Source organism: Thermodesulfobacteriota bacterium (assembly GCA_040756475.1).
GTDB lineage: Bacteria > Desulfobacterota > Deferrisomatia > Deferrisomatales > JACRMM01 > JBFLZB01.
This window is the reverse complement of record JBFLZB010000004.1, coordinates 1-17359: the sequence shown is the minus strand read 5'-3', so window position 1 is coordinate 17359 and position 17359 is coordinate 1. Positions and strand designations below refer to the sequence as shown.

Annotated in this window: 15 protein-coding genes; all 15 read left to right on the top strand. The window is 71.3% G+C overall.

Translation table 11 applies throughout. The features are described 5' to 3' along the window. Positions 1–54: 54 nt before the first annotated feature. Positions 55–1122 carry a TRAP transporter substrate-binding protein gene (locus tag AB1578_01120; GenBank protein ID MEW6486500.1) on the top strand — a complete coding sequence of 356 codons (1068 nt, stop codon included), beginning with the start codon at positions 55–57 and terminating at the stop codon, positions 1120–1122. A gap of 91 nt (positions 1123–1213) precedes the next feature. After that, positions 1214–1702 (top strand): TRAP transporter small permease, encoded by a 489-nt coding sequence (locus AB1578_01115; GenBank protein ID MEW6486499.1) that lies wholly within the window; start codon positions 1214–1216, stop codon positions 1700–1702. After that, on the top strand, positions 1699–3012 hold the full coding sequence (locus AB1578_01110; GenBank protein ID MEW6486498.1) for a TRAP transporter large permease: 1314 nt from the start codon (positions 1699–1701) through the stop codon (positions 3010–3012). The genes AB1578_01115 and AB1578_01110 overlap by 4 nt, the downstream gene beginning before the upstream one ends. Positions 3013–3137: 125 nt before the next feature. Further along, a complete protein-coding gene (dctP, locus tag AB1578_01105; protein ID MEW6486497.1) occupies positions 3138–4208 on the top strand; it encodes a TRAP transporter substrate-binding protein DctP in 1071 nt (356 codons plus the stop codon). A gap of 56 nt (positions 4209–4264) precedes the next feature. After that, entirely contained in the window at positions 4265–4771 is a 507-nt protein-coding gene (locus AB1578_01100; protein ID MEW6486496.1) for a TRAP transporter small permease subunit, read from the top strand. Further along, entirely contained in the window at positions 4771–6069 is a 1299-nt protein-coding gene (locus AB1578_01095) for a TRAP transporter large permease subunit (GenBank protein ID MEW6486495.1), read from the top strand. Before AB1578_01100 ends, AB1578_01095 begins: the two co-directional genes overlap by 1 nt. A gap of 58 nt (positions 6070–6127) precedes the next feature. After that, the gene (locus AB1578_01090) at positions 6128–7570 is read left to right on the top strand and encodes a trimethylamine methyltransferase family protein (GenBank protein MEW6486494.1); all 1443 of its coding nucleotides are present in this window, start codon (positions 6128–6130) and stop codon (positions 7568–7570) included. Positions 7571–7608: 38 nt separating this feature from the next. After that, positions 7609–8103, top strand: coding sequence for a (2Fe-2S)-binding protein (locus AB1578_01085; protein ID MEW6486493.1), 495 nt, complete (start codon positions 7609–7611; stop codon positions 8101–8103). Then, positions 8100–8972 carry a xanthine dehydrogenase family protein subunit M gene (locus AB1578_01080; GenBank protein ID MEW6486492.1) on the top strand — a complete coding sequence of 291 codons (873 nt, stop codon included), beginning with the start codon at positions 8100–8102 and terminating at the stop codon, positions 8970–8972. The genes AB1578_01085 and AB1578_01080 overlap by 4 nt, the downstream gene beginning before the upstream one ends. Further along, a complete protein-coding gene (locus AB1578_01075; protein ID MEW6486491.1) occupies positions 8969–11224 on the top strand; it encodes a xanthine dehydrogenase family protein molybdopterin-binding subunit in 2256 nt (751 codons plus the stop codon). The genes AB1578_01080 and AB1578_01075 overlap by 4 nt, the downstream gene beginning before the upstream one ends. 1 nt (position 11225) lies before the next feature. Next, the gene (locus AB1578_01070) at positions 11226–12392 is read left to right on the top strand and encodes an amidohydrolase family protein (protein MEW6486490.1); all 1167 of its coding nucleotides are present in this window, start codon (positions 11226–11228) and stop codon (positions 12390–12392) included. Between the two features lie 114 nt (positions 12393–12506). Beyond that, entirely contained in the window at positions 12507–14021 is a 1515-nt protein-coding gene (locus tag AB1578_01065) for a ferredoxin family protein (protein MEW6486489.1), read from the top strand. Next, complete coding sequence (locus tag AB1578_01060; GenBank protein ID MEW6486488.1) at positions 14002–14907, top strand: UPF0280 family protein; 906 nt, start codon at positions 14002–14004, stop codon at positions 14905–14907. The genes AB1578_01065 and AB1578_01060 overlap by 20 nt, the downstream gene beginning before the upstream one ends. After that, positions 14901–15533: an amino acid synthesis family protein gene (locus tag AB1578_01055; GenBank protein MEW6486487.1), complete on the top strand. Its 633-nt coding sequence runs from the start codon at positions 14901–14903 to the stop codon at positions 15531–15533. The genes AB1578_01060 and AB1578_01055 overlap by 7 nt, the downstream gene beginning before the upstream one ends. Before the next feature lie 216 nt (positions 15534–15749). Beyond that, complete coding sequence (locus AB1578_01050) at positions 15750–17228, top strand: aldehyde dehydrogenase family protein (GenBank protein MEW6486486.1); 1479 nt, start codon at positions 15750–15752, stop codon at positions 17226–17228. The last annotated feature ends 131 nt before the right edge of the window (positions 17229–17359 follow it).

Sequence of the window (17359 nt, the reverse complement as noted above, 5' to 3'; positions counted from 1 at the left end):
TTCTCGGAGGCAGGAAGGCCTGGCAGAGCAACCCCAACACACAGGAGGTCGACGATGACGAGCCAAACCAAGCACAGGACGGGGCGATGGGGCATCTTGCTGGGGGGCGCCGCGCTGGCACTGGGCCTCGCGGGCGGCGCAGCGGCCAGCGAGTCCAAGATGCACGTCAAGTTCAGCACCTGGCACCCCCCGGCGAGCCGCGAGGTGCGCACCGTCTGGACGCCGATGCTCGAAGAGCTCAAGACGCGCTCCAACGGCCGGATCACCTACACCCTCTTCGCCGGCGGCGCCCTGGGCTCGGGGCCGGAGCACTTCGACATCGTCAAGAACGGCCTCTCCGACATGGGCTACTTCACCGCCACCTGGACGCCGGGGAGGTTTCCCCTCTCCGACGTCCTCTCGCTCGCCACCTGGACCGACGGCAAGGACGTGGCGACCGACATCGGTAACAAGATGCACGACGAGGTCCTCCACAAAGAGTTCGAGGGCGTCAAGGTCCTGGAGCTCAACGGCTGCATCCAGTCCTTCGTGTGGACCAAGCGGCCGGTGCGCACCATGGAAGACCTGAAGGGCCTCAAGCTGCGCAGCCCCGGCGGCCACCAGACCAACTACATCAAGGCCCTGGGGGCCGAGCCGGTGTTCATGCCCCTGGGAGACGTGTACCTCTCCCTGGAGACCGGCACCATCGACGGGGTCGTGACCTGCTCGCCGCTCGTGCTCGCATTCAAGCTCCACGAGGTGGTCAAGCACGGCGTCGTGGCCACCTTCGGGTGCGTGACCGAAGGGGTGGTGATGAACCAGAAGAGCTGGGAGCGGACCCCCGACGACCTCAAGCCCATCATCGAGGAGGTGGTCGGCAACCCCTTCGCCGTTACCCACGGGCTCAACCGCGACGTGTACAAGACCATGATCCAGGAGATCCAGGACAAGGGCGTCACCCTCTACGAGCTCCCCGCCGCGGAGCAGGCCCGCTGGTCCGAGAAGTTCCAGGAGGAGACCCGCAAGTGGGTGCAGGGCCTGGAGGCCAAGGGCCTGGCGGCCAAGGACGCGGTGGTCATGTACAACAAGATCGCCCTGGACTCGGGCGCCAAGTGCGAGGCGTTTCCGCAGGAGTGGCACTAGGCGCGCGAAGCGCGCTGCTCGTTGTCCGTTGTCCGTTGTCCGTTGTCCGTTGGAGTCGTAGGGCGCCCATCACAAGGAAGAGCGGGTGACCATGGAGATCCTGACGCCGTTTCGCCGGACCATTCGCGCGACCACCTACGGCCTGTCCTTTGCGGGCATGTTCGCCCTGGTGCCCCTCATGCTGCTCACCTCCGCCGAGGTGGTGGGCCGGGCCGTCTGGTCCCGGCCCATCCCCGGGGCGGTGGAGCTCTCGAGCTACCTCTTGGCGATCTTCGTGCTCCTGGGCATCGCCTACACCCAACAGACCAAGGGCCACGTGCGCGTCGAGATGCTCACCTCGCGGCTGCCTCCCCGGGGCGCGGCGGCCATCGACGTGCTCACCACCCTGCTCAGCATCGGCATCGTGGGGGTCCTCGCCTGGCAGGGGTGGGAGGTCGGGATGGAGGAGCGGGCGGTCTCCGACATGCTTCGGGTGCCCCAGAAGCCGTTCAAACTCCTGGTGGCCCTGGCCGGGGCCACCCTCTTGCTCGAGCTCCTGCTGGACCTGGGAGACGCCGCGGGAAGGCTGGTGAAGCGATGAGCCTCGACCCGGTTACCGTGGGCATCCTGGGCACGGGGGCGGTCTTCCTGCTCCTCTTTCTGGGCATGCCCATCGCGTTTGCGCTCATGCTGGTGGGCTTTTCCGGCATCGCCTACCTGGCCTCCTTCCAGGCGGCCCTGCCGGTGGTGGCCCGCACGGTCTACGAGGTCTCTTCCTACTACCCCTACACCGTGATCCCCCTCTTCGTCGTCATGGGCGGGTTTGCGGGGAGCTCGGGGCTCACCCGCGAGCTCTACGCGGCCTTCGACAAGTGGTTCGGGCGGCTCCCCGGGGGGCTCGGCGTGGCGACGATCGGCGCCTGCGCGGGCTTTTCCGCCGTGTCCGGGTCGTCGGTGGCCACGGCGGCGGCCATGGGCACGGTGGCCCTGCCCGAGATGAAGCGGTACGGATACGACTCGGGGCTGGCCACGGGCAGCGTCGCCGCGGGGGGGACCCTGGGGTTCCTCATCCCCCCCAGCATCGGCTTCGTGGTCTACGCCATGCTCACCGAGCAGTCGGTGGGCCGGCTCCTCGTGGCCGGCATCCTGCCCGGCCTGCTCCTGTCGCTCGCGTACGTGGCCATCATCGTCGCCCTCGTGGTGTGGAATCCGCGGCTGGCGCCGGGGCGCGCGGAGGCGGTCACGTGGGCAGACCGCTTCGGGGCGCTCCTGGGGGTATGGGAGCCGCTGCTGCTCTTCGCCCTGGTCATGGGCGGGATCTACCTGGGGTTCTTCACCCCCACCGAGGCCGGGGCCGTGGGCGCCACGGTGCTGCTCCTGGTGGCCTTGGTGAAGGGGGCGCTCAATTGGACGACCCTGGTCCAGGCGCTACGCGAGGCCGTGCGCATCTCGGTGATGGTGCTCTTCCTCGTGGCCGGGGCCAACGTCTTCAGCTACTTCCTAGCCTTGTCCACCATTCCCATGCAGGTGGCCATGTGGGCGGGCGACCTGGAGGTCTCCCGCTACCTGATCCTCGCCGCCATCCTGGCCATGTACCTCTTCCTGGGCTGCTTCCTCGACGCCATCTCGATGATGGTGCTCACCATGCCGGTGATCTTTCCCGTCATCACGGCGCTGGGCTTCGACCCCATCTGGTTCGGGGTCATCGCCGTCCTCATGATGGAGGCCGGCCTCATCACCCCCCCCATGGGGCTCAACGTCTTCACCGTCGCGGGGGTGGCGGGCGACGTGCCCGTGGAGCGGATCTTCCGGGGGGCCGCCCCGTTCCTGCTCGCCATCTTCGCGGTGGTGGTGCTGATCACCTTGTTTCCCCACATCGCCCTGTACCTGCCCCGGATGATGCTGCGCTAGCCCGGCCGTCCGCGGGGCAACTCTCTGCTTGACGCGTTCGCTAAGGCATGCTTTATTGCGCTTAACAAATAGTTAACGGAGGGCACGGTTCACCGCGACGGAGCGCCACGACGAGGAGGTGTGGGATGGGCAAGCGATGGGGCCTGGGGGTTCTGGCAGTGGGGTGCATCCTCGGAGGGCTCGCGGCAACGCCTCCCGCGGCGCAATCCCAGGACAAGCAGGTGCACGAGCTCACCTTCGCCTGGAACGACATCTGGGGGCCCAAGTTCCGCGCCTCCCAGGTGTACGCCCCCGGAGGGGTGCTCCAGCGCATGCTCCACGAGCGCAGCGGCGGGCGCTTGCAGCTCAAGATCATCTCCCGCATGTTCCCCTCCACCGACATCCTCCAGGCCGTGGCCCAGGGCAAGGCCGACCTGGGTGACGTTCCCATGCCCTGGCACTCGGGCACCTACCCGCTCTGGAACTGGGGCGAGATCCCGGGCATCGTCGCCGAGGACCCGGTGCAGGGCCTGGCCGAGGAGCTCGCGATCTACCAGGACCCCCGGGTGCGCAAGGTCTACGACGAGACCATGGGCAAGCTCAACCTCAAGTACTGGTTCGTCACCCAGTGGGACCCGGCCAACGGGGTGTGGGCCAAGAAGGACGTCAAGACCCTCGATGACCTCAAGGGCCTCAAGGTGCGGGCAGGGGGTTCCCTGCCCACCATCGGGCTCCGGGCCCTGGGCATGGGCCCCGTGACGATCTCGGGTTCCGAGCTCGCCCCCGCCATGATGGCCGGCACCATCGACGCCGTGCTCACGAGCCTGGGGTACGGGTACTCCATCGGGCTCGCCCAGGCGTCCAAGACGTTCACCCTCACCCCGCTGTCCCCCACCTGGACCGCCGTGACGGTGGTCAACAAGCGGAAGTTCGAGTCCCTCCCGGCGGACCTCCAGAAGATCCTGATGGACGTCGGGCGCGAGGTGGAGCAGATGGTGAGCCTGTCCACCACGGCGGAGTACATCCTGAGCGTGGACGCGGTGGAGCTGAGCGGCGTCAAGCGCGTGCAACTCTCCAAGGAGGACCAGGCACGGGCCCTTGAGCTCGCCAAGCCCGTCGAGGCGGAGTGGCTCAAGCAGACCGGCAAGGAGGGCACCGAGCTCCTCGCCGTGATTCGCGACGTGGTCGCCAAGTACCGCGCCTTCACGGGCAAGTGAGCCGCGCGGGCGGCGGGGGCGCGCCCCCCGCCGCCCCCCGCGGGGGAGCGTTGGGCATGGTCAGGCGCCTGGTTCGGTCCATGGACCTCGTCTCGGACGTGGTGGGCCACCTGATGGGCTGGGCGGTCTTCCTCCTCATGGCGCTGATCCTGGTGGAGGTCTTCACCCGGTACGTGCTGCCGACGGCGCCCATCGCGGTGGCGGACGAGATGGGGGGGTACGCCCTCGTCGCGGTCACCTTTCTGGGTCTCGGGTACACCTGGAAGGAACGGGGACACGTGCGGGTGGAGTTCCTGGTCACGGTTCTTCCTCCCAAGGTGCAGCGGGTCCTCCGGGTGGTCACCCTGGCCGTGGCCGCGGCCTTCGGCTTCGTGATGATCCAGGCGAGCTACGACCTCGTCTCCTTCACGATGCTCTTCGGAACCCGCAGCGGAAGCTGGCTCCGAGTGCCCATGCAGTGGCCCCAGCTCTCGCTGGTGCTCGGCTCCGGGCTCCTCACCCTCCAGCTCCTCGCGGAGCTCGTGAAGGCGCTCGCGGGTCCCGATTGGGAGAAGGAGGTCTGATGGGCCCCGAAGGACTCTTCGGCCTCGCCCTGGTGGCCGGGCTCCTCGTGCTCCTCCTCCTGGGGCTCGAGATCGCTTGGGCCGTGGGCGTCATCGCCGTAGTCGGGCTCGTGTGGTACGTGGGCCAACCCATCGACCAGCTTGCCTACACCGCCTTTGGCTCCCTCAACTCATTCACGTTGAGCGCCATGCCGCTCTTCATTCTCATGGGGGCCATCCTGGGCAACACCGGGGTGAACGAGCGCCTCTTCGCCGCCATCGACAAGTGGACCGGCGGGCTCCCGGGGGGACTCGCGTGCTCCATCATCGGGGGCAACGCGGTCTTCGGCGCCATGTGCGGCTCGACCATCGCGGCTACCGCCACATTCGGCAAGATCGCGTGGCCGGCCATGGAGGCCCGCGGCTACTCGCCCAAGCTCGGCCTGGGGGCCATCGCCTCGGGGACGATCCTGGCCCCGCTGATTCCCCCGAGCATCCTGCTCATCATCTTCGGCGCGTGGCAGGGGCTGTCCATCGTAGACCTGCTGGCCGCCGGCCTGATCCCCGGAGTCCTGCTCGCCGTCTTCTTCATCCTCACGATCATCGTGTGGGTCAAGATCAACCCCCGCCTCGCCCCCGCCCCGGTGCACCACACCTGGAAGGAGAAGTTTGGCGCGGTGCTCGAGGTCCTGCCCTTCGCAGGGCTCATCTTCGGGGTCCTCGGGGCCATCTTCGGGGGCTTCATGACCGCCACCGAGGCGGCGAGCCTCGGGGCGTTCCTGAGCATCGTCCTCACCCTGGGGTACCGGAAGCTGACCTGGCAGATCTTCAAGACGAGTCTCTACGACACGGTGAAGATCACGTCGTTTTCGCTCTTCATCATGGCCATGTCCTCGCTCATGTCCCACGTCTTCAACTCCGCCGGGGTGATCGCGCTGCTCAAGGACTTCGTGGTGGCCCTCCCCGTGGGACGCTACGGCATCCTGGCGCTCTTCTTCCTCATGTACCTCGTCATGGGGATGTTCTTCGACTCCTGGTCCATGCTCTTCCTCACCTTTCCCTTCGTGATGCCCATCATCGTCGCCCTCGGGTTCGACCCGATCTGGTGGGGCGTCGTGTACGTGATGGCCGGCGAGCAGAGCACCATCACGCCCCCCTTCGGCTTGAGCCTCTTCGTCCTGCGAAGCGTGGTGCCGCAACACAGCATGGGGACCATCGTGAAGGGTTCTTTGCCCTTCCTGATCCCGATCTACCTCAATATCGCGCTCCTGATGTTCTTTCCCCAGATCGCCCTCTGGCTGCCCAGTGTCTTGAAGTGAGCACGGGAGAGGGGCCCTGGCCTTCCTGCGCCCGGCGTCCGGCAAGGAGTCCACGACCATGAGCACGAGAACCGAGAACGCCTACTTCTCCCACGAGGGCCGCGCCCTGCTGCGCAGCCGGGTGTTCGAGCTCCTGGGCCGCACCGGCGTGCGCCTGGACCACCCCCTCGTCCTCGAACGCCTCGCCGGGGCGGGCGCCGACGTGGACCGGGAGTCGGGCCGCGTCCGGTTCCCGGAAGCCTTCCTCGAGAGGGCCCTGGAGCGGGCGCCCCGCAGCGTCACTCTGGCGGGCGCCGAGCCGGCCCGGGACCGAACGGTTCCCTGCCCGGACGGGGCCTTCCTCGTGCGCTCCAACACGGGCGCCCCCTTCTACCTCGATCCCGACTCCGGGGAGCGCCGCAACGTCACCCCCGACGACCTGGCCCTGTGGGCCCGGCTCGCCGACTCCCTCGACGGGGTGGACTTCTGCCCGTTCCCCTCCCCGAGCGGGGTGCCGGTCCAGACGGCGGACGTCCACGGGCTGCGGTGCATGCTGCGCAACACCCGCAAGCACGTGTGGGTGCAGCCTTACAGCGGGGAGAGCGTCGTGCACCTGCTGCGCCTGGCGGCGGCCGCCTGCGGGGGCGAGCGCGCCCTGCGGGAGCGCCCCCGCATCAGCATGATCACCTGCTCGCTCACCCCGCTGGACTTCAAGCGCATGGACCTGGAGATCATCGTCCAGGCGAGCGCCGCGGGGGTGCCGCTCCACGCGTGCAGCCTGCCCAGCGCGGGCACCACGGCTCCCATCACCATCCCGGGCACGATCCTCCTGGCCGCGGCCGAGATCGTGGTCATGGCGGCCGTGGCCCAGACCCTCCAGCCGGGCGCGCCCGTGATCGCCACGCCCTTGATCTTCTTCGGAGACATGGCCACGGGCTCGAGCGTCCAGTCGAGCGTCGAGGCGGTGCAGGGCAAAGCCGCCGCGGTGGCGTTCCTCAAGGCCGCCTTCGGCCTGCCGACCCACACCTACGGGTTCGGCTCGGACGGCCCCGTGCCCGGGGACCAGTCCGTTCTGGAAAGTACCCTCCTGGCCGGGGCGGTGGCCGCGGCGGGCGCCGACATCCTCGGAGGCGCCGGCCAGCTCGAGGTCGCCACCACCGTAAGCCCCGTGCAGCTCGTCCTCGACGAAGAGATCGCCCAGTGGCTGCGCCGCTTCCGCCAGGAGCTCGCCGTGGACGACGAGACGCTGGGCTGGGCGGACCTCCTGGCCACGGAGCCCGGCGCGGAGTTCCTGCGGCGCAAGCACACCCTGCGCCACTGCCGCGAAGCCTACCGGCCGCGCCTGCTCACTCGGGACGGCCTGGCGGCTTGGGAGGCCAAGGGCCGCAGCGACCTCGCCGCGCGGGCCCTGGAACGGATGCGCGCGCTCACGGCGCAGGAGCGGCCGCCGGTTGCACCGCCCGAGGTCTGCGCCGAGCTCGACGCCCTGGTGGCGGCGGCGGACCGGGAACTGACGGCGTAGGAACCGGACCGAAACGCCACCGGAGAGCGAAAGCGCCCATGGACGACACCCGAATTTCCGTCGCATTCACCTTGAACGGCAGGTCCGTTCGGGCCGAGGTGGAGCCCCACCGCTCGCTCCTGTGGCTCCTGCGGGAGCACTTCGACCTCACCGGCGCCAAGGAGGGGTGCGGGGTCGGGGAGTGCGGGGCATGCACCGTGCTCGTCGACGGCCGGGCCGTGAACGCGTGTCTCGTGCTGGCCGGGAAGGCCGAGGGGCGAGACGTGGTCACGGTGGAGGGGCTGGGGGGGGCCGAGGCGCTCCACCCCCTCCAGGAGAAGTTCGTCGATAAGGGTGCCGTGCAGTGCGGCTTTTGCACGCCGGGCATGCTGCTCTCGGCCAAGGCGCTCCTGGACCGCAACCCCCGGCCCACCCGGGAGGAGATCCGGGTCGCCCTCTCGGGAAACCTCTGCCGGTGCACGGGCTACAACCAGATCGTGGACGCGGTGCACGCCGCGGCCCGAATCGGCGGTGGGGGGGAGGCCCCCCGATGACCGGCTTTCGCTACCTGCGGCCGGCCAGCCTCGGGCAGGCGCTGGCCGCCCTCCAGCGCGAGGGCGAAGGGGGGCGCCCCGTGGCCGGGGGCACGGATCTCCTGGTGGCGGTGCGCCACGGGAAGGCCGCGCCCCGGGCGGTCGTGGACGTCACCCGGGTGCCCGAGCTCCGGGAGGTCCGGGAGGAAGAGGACGGCACGCTGCTCCTGGGCGCCGCGATCACCCACGCCGAGGCCGCCGAGAGCCCCCTGGTGCGGCGGCTGGCGCCGGTGCTGGCCCAGGCCTGCGCGGCGGTGGGATCGGTGCAGGTCCGCAACCTCGGCACCGTAGGGGGCAACGCCGTCAACGCCTCCGTGGCCGCCGACACCCTGCCCGCCCTGGCGGTGCTTCGCGCCCGCTTCCAGGTGGCGGGCCCCGGGGGCGAGCGGCGCGTGCCCCTGGAGGACTTCTTCCGGGGCCCCGGGGCGACGTGCCTCGCGTCCGGCGAGCTCCTGACGGCCATCCGCATCCCCCTGGAGCCCCCCCACGGAGCGGCCTTCCTCAAGGTGGGGCGGCGGCGCGCCGCGGCCATCAGCCGCCTCTCGGTGGCGGCCATGGCCAACCCCGAGACCGGGCTCGCCCGGGTCGCCCTGGGGGCGGTCTTCCCGCGGCCCCAGCGGCTGACCGGCGCCGAGGAGGTGCTCCACCGGGGGTTCTCCGAGCCTTTCCTGGAGGAGGCCGGGCGCGCGGCGGAAGCGGCCGTGCGGGGGGTCTCGGGGGGGCGCCCCTCCATGGCCTACAAGCTGCCCGTGGCGCGCCGCTGCGTTACCCGGGCCCTGCGCCAGGCCCTGGAGGCCTTTGCCGCGGGACGCGGGGAGGTGCCGGCATGAGCGCCCGCGCCATCGGCTCCCGGCGGCCCCGCCGGGACGCCCTGGAGAAGGTCCTGGGGACGCTTCGCTTCACCGCCGACCTCAAGGTGGGAGGGGTGCTGCACCTGGCGGTGGTGCGCTCCACCGAGGCCCACGCCCGGGTGGCCGAGGTGCGCGCCGCGCCGGCGCTGGCGGTCCCAGGAGTTGTGCGGGTCTTTACCGCCGCCGACGTGCCCGGGGAGAACCGCTACGGCATCATCCGCCTCACCGCGGACCAGCCCCTCCTCACCGACCGGGTGCGGTTCGTCGGGGACGCCGTGGCCCTGGTGGCGGCGCAGACGCCGGAGGCGGCGGCCCTGGGGGCGAGCCGGGTCTCGGTCGTCTACGACCCCCTGCCGGTGCTCCGGGACCCGATTGCCGCCCTGGCCGCCGACGCGGCTCCCATCCATGAGAAGGGGAACCTCTGCTTCGAGCAGCGTGTGGAGCGGGGCGACGTGGAGACGGCCTTTTCCCGCGCGGCGGTGGTGGTGGAGCGCACCTACCGCACCACCTGGGTCGAGCACGCCTATCTGGAGCCCGAGGCGGCGGTGGCCTGGATGGAGGAGGGCGTCCTCACGGTGACCTGCTCCACCCAGAACCCCCACTACGACCGGGACGACCTGTGCCGGCTGCTGGGGCTCTCGGCAGAGCGCGTCCGGGTGGTTCAGGCCCCCACCGGCGGCGGCTTCGGGGGCAAGCTCGACCTCTCGGCCCAGCTCTACGTGGCGCTGGCTACCTGGCACACGGGCCGGCCCTCGCGCCTGGTGTACTCCCGGGAGGAGTCCTTCCTGGCGTCGGGCAAGCGCCACCCCTTCGCCATGCGCTACCGCAGCGCCGCCGACGCCCAGGGGAACCTCCTGGCCGTGGAGGCCGACCTCCTGGCCGACACCGGCGCCTACGCCTCCTACGCGCTGGCGGTGGCCATGCGGGCCGCCGTGCACGCCGCCGGACCCTACCGGGTACCCCACGCCCGCATCCGCTCCCGCGCCGTATACACCAACCACCCCTTCTCCGGGGCCATGCGCGGCTTCGGCACCCCCCAGGCCGCGTTCGGCCACGAGAGCCAGATGGACCTGCTGGCCGAGGCCCTGGGGATGGACCCGGTCTCCCTGCGCCTTCGCAACGCCCTGCGGCCCGGCGACGCTACGGTTACCGGGCAGGTGCTCACGCACAGCGTGGGGATCGTCCCCTGCCTGGAGAAGATCGACGCGGTGCGCGACCGCTGGAGCCGCGCCTGCCGGAGCGACCGGGACTTCCTCCGGGGCATCGGCGTGGGGGCCATGTTCTACGGCATCGGCAACACGGGCGTCTCCAACCCCTCCACGGCCCAGGTGGAGCTCGGCTCCGACGGGCGGTTCACCCTCTTCACCGGCGCGGCCGACATCGGCCAGGGCTCGGACCAGGTGCTCCTGGCGATCTGCGCCGAGGCCCTGGGGGAAGATCCCGACCGCGTGCGCCTGGTGCGGGGCGACACCGGCCGCACCACCAACGCGGGGGCCACCTCCGCCAGCCGCCAGACCTACATCTCGGGAGGCGCGGTCCTCGAGGCCGCCGGCCGCCTGCGAGACAGGCTCCTGGCCCGGGCCGGGGAGCTCCTGGGAGTGCCCGGCGCGCAGCTCGAGCTGGCGGACGGGCGGGTGCGCAGCCGCTCCCAGCCGACATGGGAGATGGAGCTCCCGAAGCTTGCCCAGGCCTTCGCCGCCGCCGGGGAAGCCCCGAGGGAGGCCGGGAGCTTCGACCCCGACACCTCGGCCCTGGACCACCGCACGGGGCAGGGCCGCCCCTACGGCACCTACGCGTTTGCTGCCCAGGTGGCCCGGGTCGCGGTGGACCGCGCCACCGCCCAGGTGCGGGTGGAGCGCCTGGCGGCGGCCCACGACGTGGGCCGGGCCCTCTACCCCCCCGGAGTGCTCGGCCAGATCACGGGAGGAGTGGCCATGGGCCTGGGCGCAGCACTCATGGAGGAGTTTCGCCCGGGCCAGGACCGAAACCTCGACACCTACCTCGTCCCCACGGCGCTGGACGTGCCGCGACTCACCCCCATGTTCGTGGAGTGCCGCGAGCCCACGGGCCCCTACGGCGCCAAGGGGGTCGGGGAACCCGCCCTCATCCCCACGGCCCCGGCGGTGGTCAACGCCGTGAGCCGGGCCTGCGGGAAGAGGATCTGCGACCTGCCGGCCAGCCTCGAGCGGGTGCTCGAGGCGTTGGACGGACAGGGGAATCCGGAGGAGTGAGATGTCTCTGACGAAAATTTTGAACGTGGGGCTCGTGGTCTCGGGGGACGTGGGCGCGCCGCTCCTCGACGCCGACACCCTGCTCCTGGAGGGCGGCAGGATCGCCGCGGTGGGCCGGGAAGCCGACGTGGCGGCCTCGGCGGCGGACCGGGTGATCGACGCCCGGGGCTGCGCCGTGACGCCCGGCCTCATCGACTCCCACGTCCACCCGGTGCTGGGCGACTACACCCCCCGGCAGCACCAGGTGGGGTTTCTGGAGAGCGAGGTCCACGGGGGGGTGACCACGGCGATCAGCGCGGGAGAGGTGCACCTGCCCGGCCGCCCCAAGGACCCGGCCGGGGTCAAGGCCCTGGCCATCCTCGCCGCCCGGTCCTTCGCGGCCTTCCGGCCCGGGGGGATGAAGGTCGTGGGGGGGGCCGTGATCCTCGAGCCCGGCTTGACCGAGGCAGACTTCGCCGAGATGGCCCGGGCCGGGGTGCGCACCGTGGGGGAAATCGGCCTGGGCGCCATCAAGACTCCCGAGGAAGCCCGCCCCATGGTGGCGTGGGCGAAGGCCCAGGGCATGACGGTGCTCATGCACATGGGGGGCACCTCCATCCCGGGTTCCTCCACGGTGACGGCCCAGGAGGTCCTGGCCGCGGGCGCCGACGTGGCGTGCCACACCAACGGGGGCCCCACGGCGGTAAGCCCCGGCGAGATCGCGACCATCGTGAGGGACGGCCGGGTCTACGTGGAGATCGTCCACTGCGGCAATCCCCGGATGGCCGTCCACGCGGCCCGCGAGGCGGTGGACGCGGGCGCCCTGGAGCGGGTCGTCCTGGGCAACGACGCGCCCTCGGGCACCGGCGTCATCCCCCTGGGGGTCCAGCGGGTGATCGCCCACCTGGCGAGCCTCGCGGACGTGGACCCGGCCGTGGCCATCGCCTGGGCCACGGGCAACACCGCCCGCTGCCACAAGCTCCCCCAGGGCCGCATCGCCGTGGGCGCCCCGGCAGACCTCGTCTTCTGCGACGCCCCCATGGGCTCGGTGGGGGACGACCTCCTGTCCGCCTACCGGGCCGGCGACACCCCCGGGGTGAGCATCGTGCTGGTGGACGGGGAGATCGTGGTCAAGAAGAGCCGCAACACCCCCCCGGCCAAGCGAGACGCAGCGGTGACGAAGGGGTGAAAGGTGAAGGGTGAAACGTGAAGGGTGACCGATCGGTCGGATCCGACGGATCGGTCCGATCGGTCCGATGCCCCAACGGACCACGGACCACTGACCACGGACAACGGACCCCCCATGAAGATTCTCCCTGACCGCTGCACCGCCTGCGGCAAGTGCGTCGCCAACTGCCCCCTGGAGTGCGTGGCCCTGGTGGACCGGGTGGCGGTGATCTCGCCGGAGTGCGTGGACTGCCGGGTGTGCCTGCGGGTGTGCCCCGAGGGGGCGGTGGCCGAAGAGCTCCCCGCCGACGACCCGCGCATCACCTGCGGGTCCTGCCCGGTGGCGTGCCGGGTCCCCGAGGGGGGCACGGGGGCGTGCCAGCGCTACGCCAACCGGGGAGGCACCCTGGTGCGCAACGCGCCCCTTCGCACCTTCGAGGACGTGCGCCAGGTCGTGGGGCCCGACTGGGAGCCCGCCGTGCGCGAGCCCCTGGTAACGGGAATCGGCGCCGGCACCACCTACCCCGACTGCCGGCCCGCCCCCGTGATCGTCCGGGGAGTGAGCCAGGGGGTCGACGTGGTGACGGTGGTCACCGAGACCCCGCTCTCCTACAGCAGCGTCAAGGTGAAGATCGACACCGACGCCAACCTGGGGCAGGAGGGGGCCGCCGTGCTCGCCGGGGGCGAGAAGATCGGCCACGTCACCACCGAGGAGTACGGCTCGAAGATCCTCTCCCTGGGGGGCGCCAACACCCTCACGGGGCCCCACGGCTTCCGGGCCGCCCGGGTCATGACCGCGCTCGCCAACCGGGAGCGGGTGAAGCTCCGGGTGGAGGGGGGCAGCCGCCTGGAGGTCCAGGCCGGGCATGCCCCGGTGGTGGACGGCAAGCCCATCGGGGTGATGCGGGTGGGGTGCGGAAGCGCCACCCTGGGGCTCTTCGCGCCGCTCCTCCTCGAGGCGGCGGACGAGGTGGTGGTGCTCGACAGCCACCTGACCGGGCTGCTCACGGAGCACGCGGCGGGCCGGTACCTGGGCGCGACCCCGTCCGGCGTGCGGCTGCGCTTTCGCAAGAGCACCCCCGGCCGGTACTTCGGGGACCACGGCAGCGGCTGGGGCGGCACGTCCATCCAGGACCCCCGGGAGGTCTTCGCCCCGGACGGTCTCGAGAACGTGCGGCCGGGCTCCCGCATCCTCGTCACCGAGACCACCGGCCAGTCGTCTGCGTACTTCCGGGTGGGAGCGGGCGGCGCCCTCCACCCCGAGGAGCCGACAGAGGGCGTTCGCCGCGCGGTCGGGGCCATCTCCGAGACCTGCCAGGAGAGCCGGGTCTCGGTGCTCTACTGCGGAGGCACCGGAGGGAGCGCCCGGGCGGGGGTGACCCGGCACCCGATCCGCCTCACCCGGGCGGTGCACGCCCGCAAGGCCCGCCTCACCGTGGGGGGGGCGCCCGCGTTCCTCCTGCCCGGCGGGGGGATCAACTTCATGGTGGACGTGGAGCGGGTGCTCCGGGGGGCGTTTTCCTGGGTGCCCACCCCCGCCCTGGTGATCCCGGTGGAGTACACCATGCGCTGGGAGGACTACGAGGCCATGGGAGGCCACCTGGAGGCCGCAAGACCCCTGGAGGAGGCCCTTGCCCGCCGCCGCCCCTGAGCCGCGTGCCCAGGGCGCCCCGGACCCCCGGCTGGAGCCCCTGGGCGGGGGGCGGCTCCGGGTGGAGTGGGGCCCGGTGAGCCTGGTGCTCGCCGCCCGCCGGCCCGGGGGGCTGCCGCCCGGGGGTCTGGAGGCGGCCGGGGCCCGGGCCCTCGAGGTCCTGGAGGAGCTCTCGGCCCACCGCCGGCTCCTGGCCGTGGACCTGCGGCGCATCCGCAACCCCGGCGCCCTGCCCCCGGCAACCCGGGCCCTGGTGGAGGCTCCCCGGCCCTTCGCCGAGGAAGCGGTCACCCCCCTCATCGCCGTCGCCGGGGTCGTGGCCGACGCCGTCGCCGACTGCCTGGCCGAGCAGGGGGCCACCTGGGTGGCGGTGAGCAACGGCGGGGACGTGGCCCTGCGGTTGGCCTCCGGCGAGTCGGCCTCGGTGGGGCTGGTACCCCGGGTGGACGCGCCGGCCCCCCTGGCACGGGTCCTGGTGACCGCCGGGGACGGGATCGGAGGCGTCGCCACCAGCGGCTTCGGGGGCCGGAGCTTCACCCTGGGGATCGCCGACGCCGCCACCGTCTTCGCCGGCCGGGCGGGCCTCGCCGACGCCGCCGCGACGCTCGCGGCCAACGCGGTCTGCGTGGACTCCCCCGCCGTGGAGCGGGTGCCCGCCGAGACCCTCGACCCGGAGACCGACCTCCCCGGCCGGCTCGTCACCCGGCGGGTGGGCCCCCTCTCCGAGAGGGAGGTCGAGACCGCCCTGGACCGGGGCGCCGCCTGGGTCCGAGCCCGGGTGGACGAGGGCCTGATCCGCGGCGCGGTCCTGTCCCTGCGCGGCCGCTGGCGCTTTGTCGGCTGGCCCGGGGAAGGGGGCCTGGCCATGTCGGACGGGAAATGTTGACGGGATCACGGGATGGAACAGAGCAATCACCGGAAGGAGGAGAGACCGTGCAGATCCGCAAGCTCGTGACCATCGTGGAGGAGACCCGCGCCGAGGCGGGACGGGCCGTGACCCCGCCGACGCGCCGGGCGGCGGCCCTGGCCGTCATCACCAACCCCTTCGCGGGCCGCTACGCCGAGGACCTGGGGGAGCTCGTCCAGGCGGGGGAGGAGCTCGGCTCGCTCCTGGGGAAGCGGGCGGTCGAGGCCCTGGGCATCCGCCCCGACCAGGCCGAGAGCTACGGCAAGGGAGCCATCGTGGGCGCCGCAGGGGAGCTCGAGCACGCGGCCGCCATCCTCCACCCCAAGCTCGGCGCTCCCTTCCGGGAGGCCGTTGGGGGAGGCAAGGCCATCATCCCCTCCTCGAAGAAGATGGGGGTGCCGGGCACCGAGCTCGACGTGCCCGTCCACTACAAGCACGCCGCCTTCGTGCGCACCCACTTCGACGCCATGCCGGTGCGGGTGCAGGACGCCCCCCGGGACGACGAGATCGTGGTGGCCCTGGTCGTCACCGACTCCGGCCGCCCCCTGCCCCGCGTCGGCGGGCTCACCGTCGCAGAAGCGAAGAAGGAGGACGGTTTAAGATAAGCGGGTTGTGGGTTGCACGTTGGAGGCTGCACGTTGTGGATTGCGCGTTGCACGTTGGGGGGAGCGTTTGTGGGGCGCGGCACATCCGCATAATGGCCCGGCGCGACAGCAGTAGAAGCAACAGAAGTCACATGAAAATGCACAGTCGTATCTAGCGAGCGGCATAAAATAACAACAAGCAACGCGCAACAAACAACGCGCAAAACAGGAGACAAAATGGCCCTCCTACCTGAAGTAAAGAAGCACTACGGCAAGCTCCCGCTCCTGATTGGGGGAGAGTGGGTGGAATCCCGCTCCACCGTGGTCCAGGAGACGACCAATCCAGCCACGGGCGAGGTGATCGCCCAGTTCCCCGAGGCCACCAAGGACGAGGCCCGGGCCGCGGTGGAGGCCGCCCACCGCGCGTTCCTTTCGTGGAAGGACGTGTGCCTGCGCGACCGGGCCAAGCTCCTCTTCGACCTGCGCGGACGGCTCGACGAGAAGGAGGAGGAGCTTTCCCGCATCCTCACCCAGGACCACGGCCGCACCATCGACGAGAGCCGGGGCTCGGTGCGCCGGGTGATCGAGAACGTGGAGTCCGCGTGCTCGGCCGCCTACGGGCTCGTCAAGGAAAACGAACACCTCGACCAGCTCGCCACGGGCATCGACCAGTGGCTCACCTGGGAGCCCCTGGGCGCCTTCCTCATCGTCACCCCGGGCAACATCCCCATGCACGCCTGGTCCTCCTTCGTGCCCTACGCGCTGGCCGCGGGGTGCACGGTGGTGGTGAGCCCGAGCCGCCAGGACCCGGTGGCCGCCGACGCCATCACCCGGGTGGCCGCCGAGATCTTCCCCAAGGGGGTCATCAACCTCATCCACGGCGGGCGCCACATCAACGCGGAGATCCTGCGCCAGCCCGAGATCCAGGGGGTTGGGTTCATCGGCTCGACCTCCGCCGGGTGGGATCTGCACCGCCAGTGCGGCGAGCTCGGCAAGCCCTCGTCGCTCAACGGAAACGGCAAGAACAACGTGGTCATCATGCCCGACGCGGACCTCAACCAGGCCGCCGTCTGGCTCCTGCGCTCCTGCTACGGGATGAACGGCCAGCGGTGCCTGGGCTCGGACAACGTCATCGTGGTGGGCGACCGCCACGACGAGCTCAAGGAGAAGTTCGTGGCCGCGGCCAAGACCATGAAGCTCGGGTACGGCCTGGACGAGTCGGTGGGCCAGGGGCCCATGTGCACCCCGGCGGGGCGAGACAAGGTGCTCGACTGGATCGAGCGGGCCCTGGGCGAAGGGGCGAAGATGGTGCTCGACGGCCGCGGCGCCAAGGTGGAGGGCTATCCCGGGGGCTACTGGCTCGCCCCCACCATCCTGGAGAACGGCCGCCCCGACATGCCGACCTCGGTGGAGGAAGCCTTCGGGCCCGTGGCGGTCCTCATGCGGGCCCAGAGCCTCGACGAGGCCCTGGGCTGGATCAACGGCACCGAGTACGGCCACTCGGCCTGCATCTTCACCGAGAGCGGGAAGACCGCCCGCAAGTTCACCCGGGAGGCCCAGGTGGGCAACATCGGGATCAACGTGGCGGTGCCCCAGCCCTACGCGTTCTTCCCCCTGGGGTCGAAGAAGACCTCCTTCCTCGGCAGCGCCAAGAGCCGCATGGCCTCCATGCGCCTGTTCCTCGACGAAAAGACCGTGACCGCCCGCTGGGTGTAACCCTACGGGCGCCGTCTGACGCCCCCCGGGCTCACCCGTCCCGCACGCGGCGGTCGACGACGAAGGCGGTGAGGGTCCCATCGAGGACCCTCACCGCCGGGGGACGAGCCGACCAGCCCCCGGCGGCCCTG

Bases quoted from the DNA above. Each gene is read 5' to 3' on its own strand.
- AB1578_01080 (MEW6486492.1), top strand. From the start codon at position 8,100: ATGACCGGCTTTCGCTACCTGCGGCCGGCCAGCCTCGGGCAGGCGCTG.
- AB1578_01110 (MEW6486498.1), top strand. From the start codon at position 1,699: ATGAGCCTCGACCCGGTTACCGTGGGCATCCTGGGCACGGGGGCGGTC.
- AB1578_01085 (MEW6486493.1), top strand. From the start codon at position 7,609: ATGGACGACACCCGAATTTCCGTCGCATTCACCTTGAACGGCAGGTCC.
- AB1578_01095 (MEW6486495.1), top strand. From the start codon at position 4,771: ATGGGCCCCGAAGGACTCTTCGGCCTCGCCCTGGTGGCCGGGCTCCTC.
- AB1578_01100 (MEW6486496.1), top strand. From the start codon at position 4,265: ATGGTCAGGCGCCTGGTTCGGTCCATGGACCTCGTCTCGGACGTGGTG.
- AB1578_01120 (MEW6486500.1), top strand. From the start codon at position 55: ATGACGAGCCAAACCAAGCACAGGACGGGGCGATGGGGCATCTTGCTG.
- AB1578_01065 (MEW6486489.1), top strand. From the start codon at position 12,507: ATGAAGATTCTCCCTGACCGCTGCACCGCCTGCGGCAAGTGCGTCGCC.
- AB1578_01070 (MEW6486490.1), top strand. From the start codon at position 11,226: ATGTCTCTGACGAAAATTTTGAACGTGGGGCTCGTGGTCTCGGGGGAC.
- dctP (MEW6486497.1), top strand. From the start codon at position 3,138: ATGGGCAAGCGATGGGGCCTGGGGGTTCTGGCAGTGGGGTGCATCCTC.
- AB1578_01075 (MEW6486491.1), top strand. From the start codon at position 8,969: ATGAGCGCCCGCGCCATCGGCTCCCGGCGGCCCCGCCGGGACGCCCTG.
- AB1578_01055 (MEW6486487.1), top strand. From the start codon at position 14,901: ATGTTGACGGGATCACGGGATGGAACAGAGCAATCACCGGAAGGAGGA.
- AB1578_01050 (MEW6486486.1), top strand. From the start codon at position 15,750: ATGGCCCTCCTACCTGAAGTAAAGAAGCACTACGGCAAGCTCCCGCTC.
- AB1578_01115 (MEW6486499.1), top strand. From the start codon at position 1,214: ATGGAGATCCTGACGCCGTTTCGCCGGACCATTCGCGCGACCACCTAC.
- AB1578_01090 (MEW6486494.1), top strand. From the start codon at position 6,128: ATGAGCACGAGAACCGAGAACGCCTACTTCTCCCACGAGGGCCGCGCC.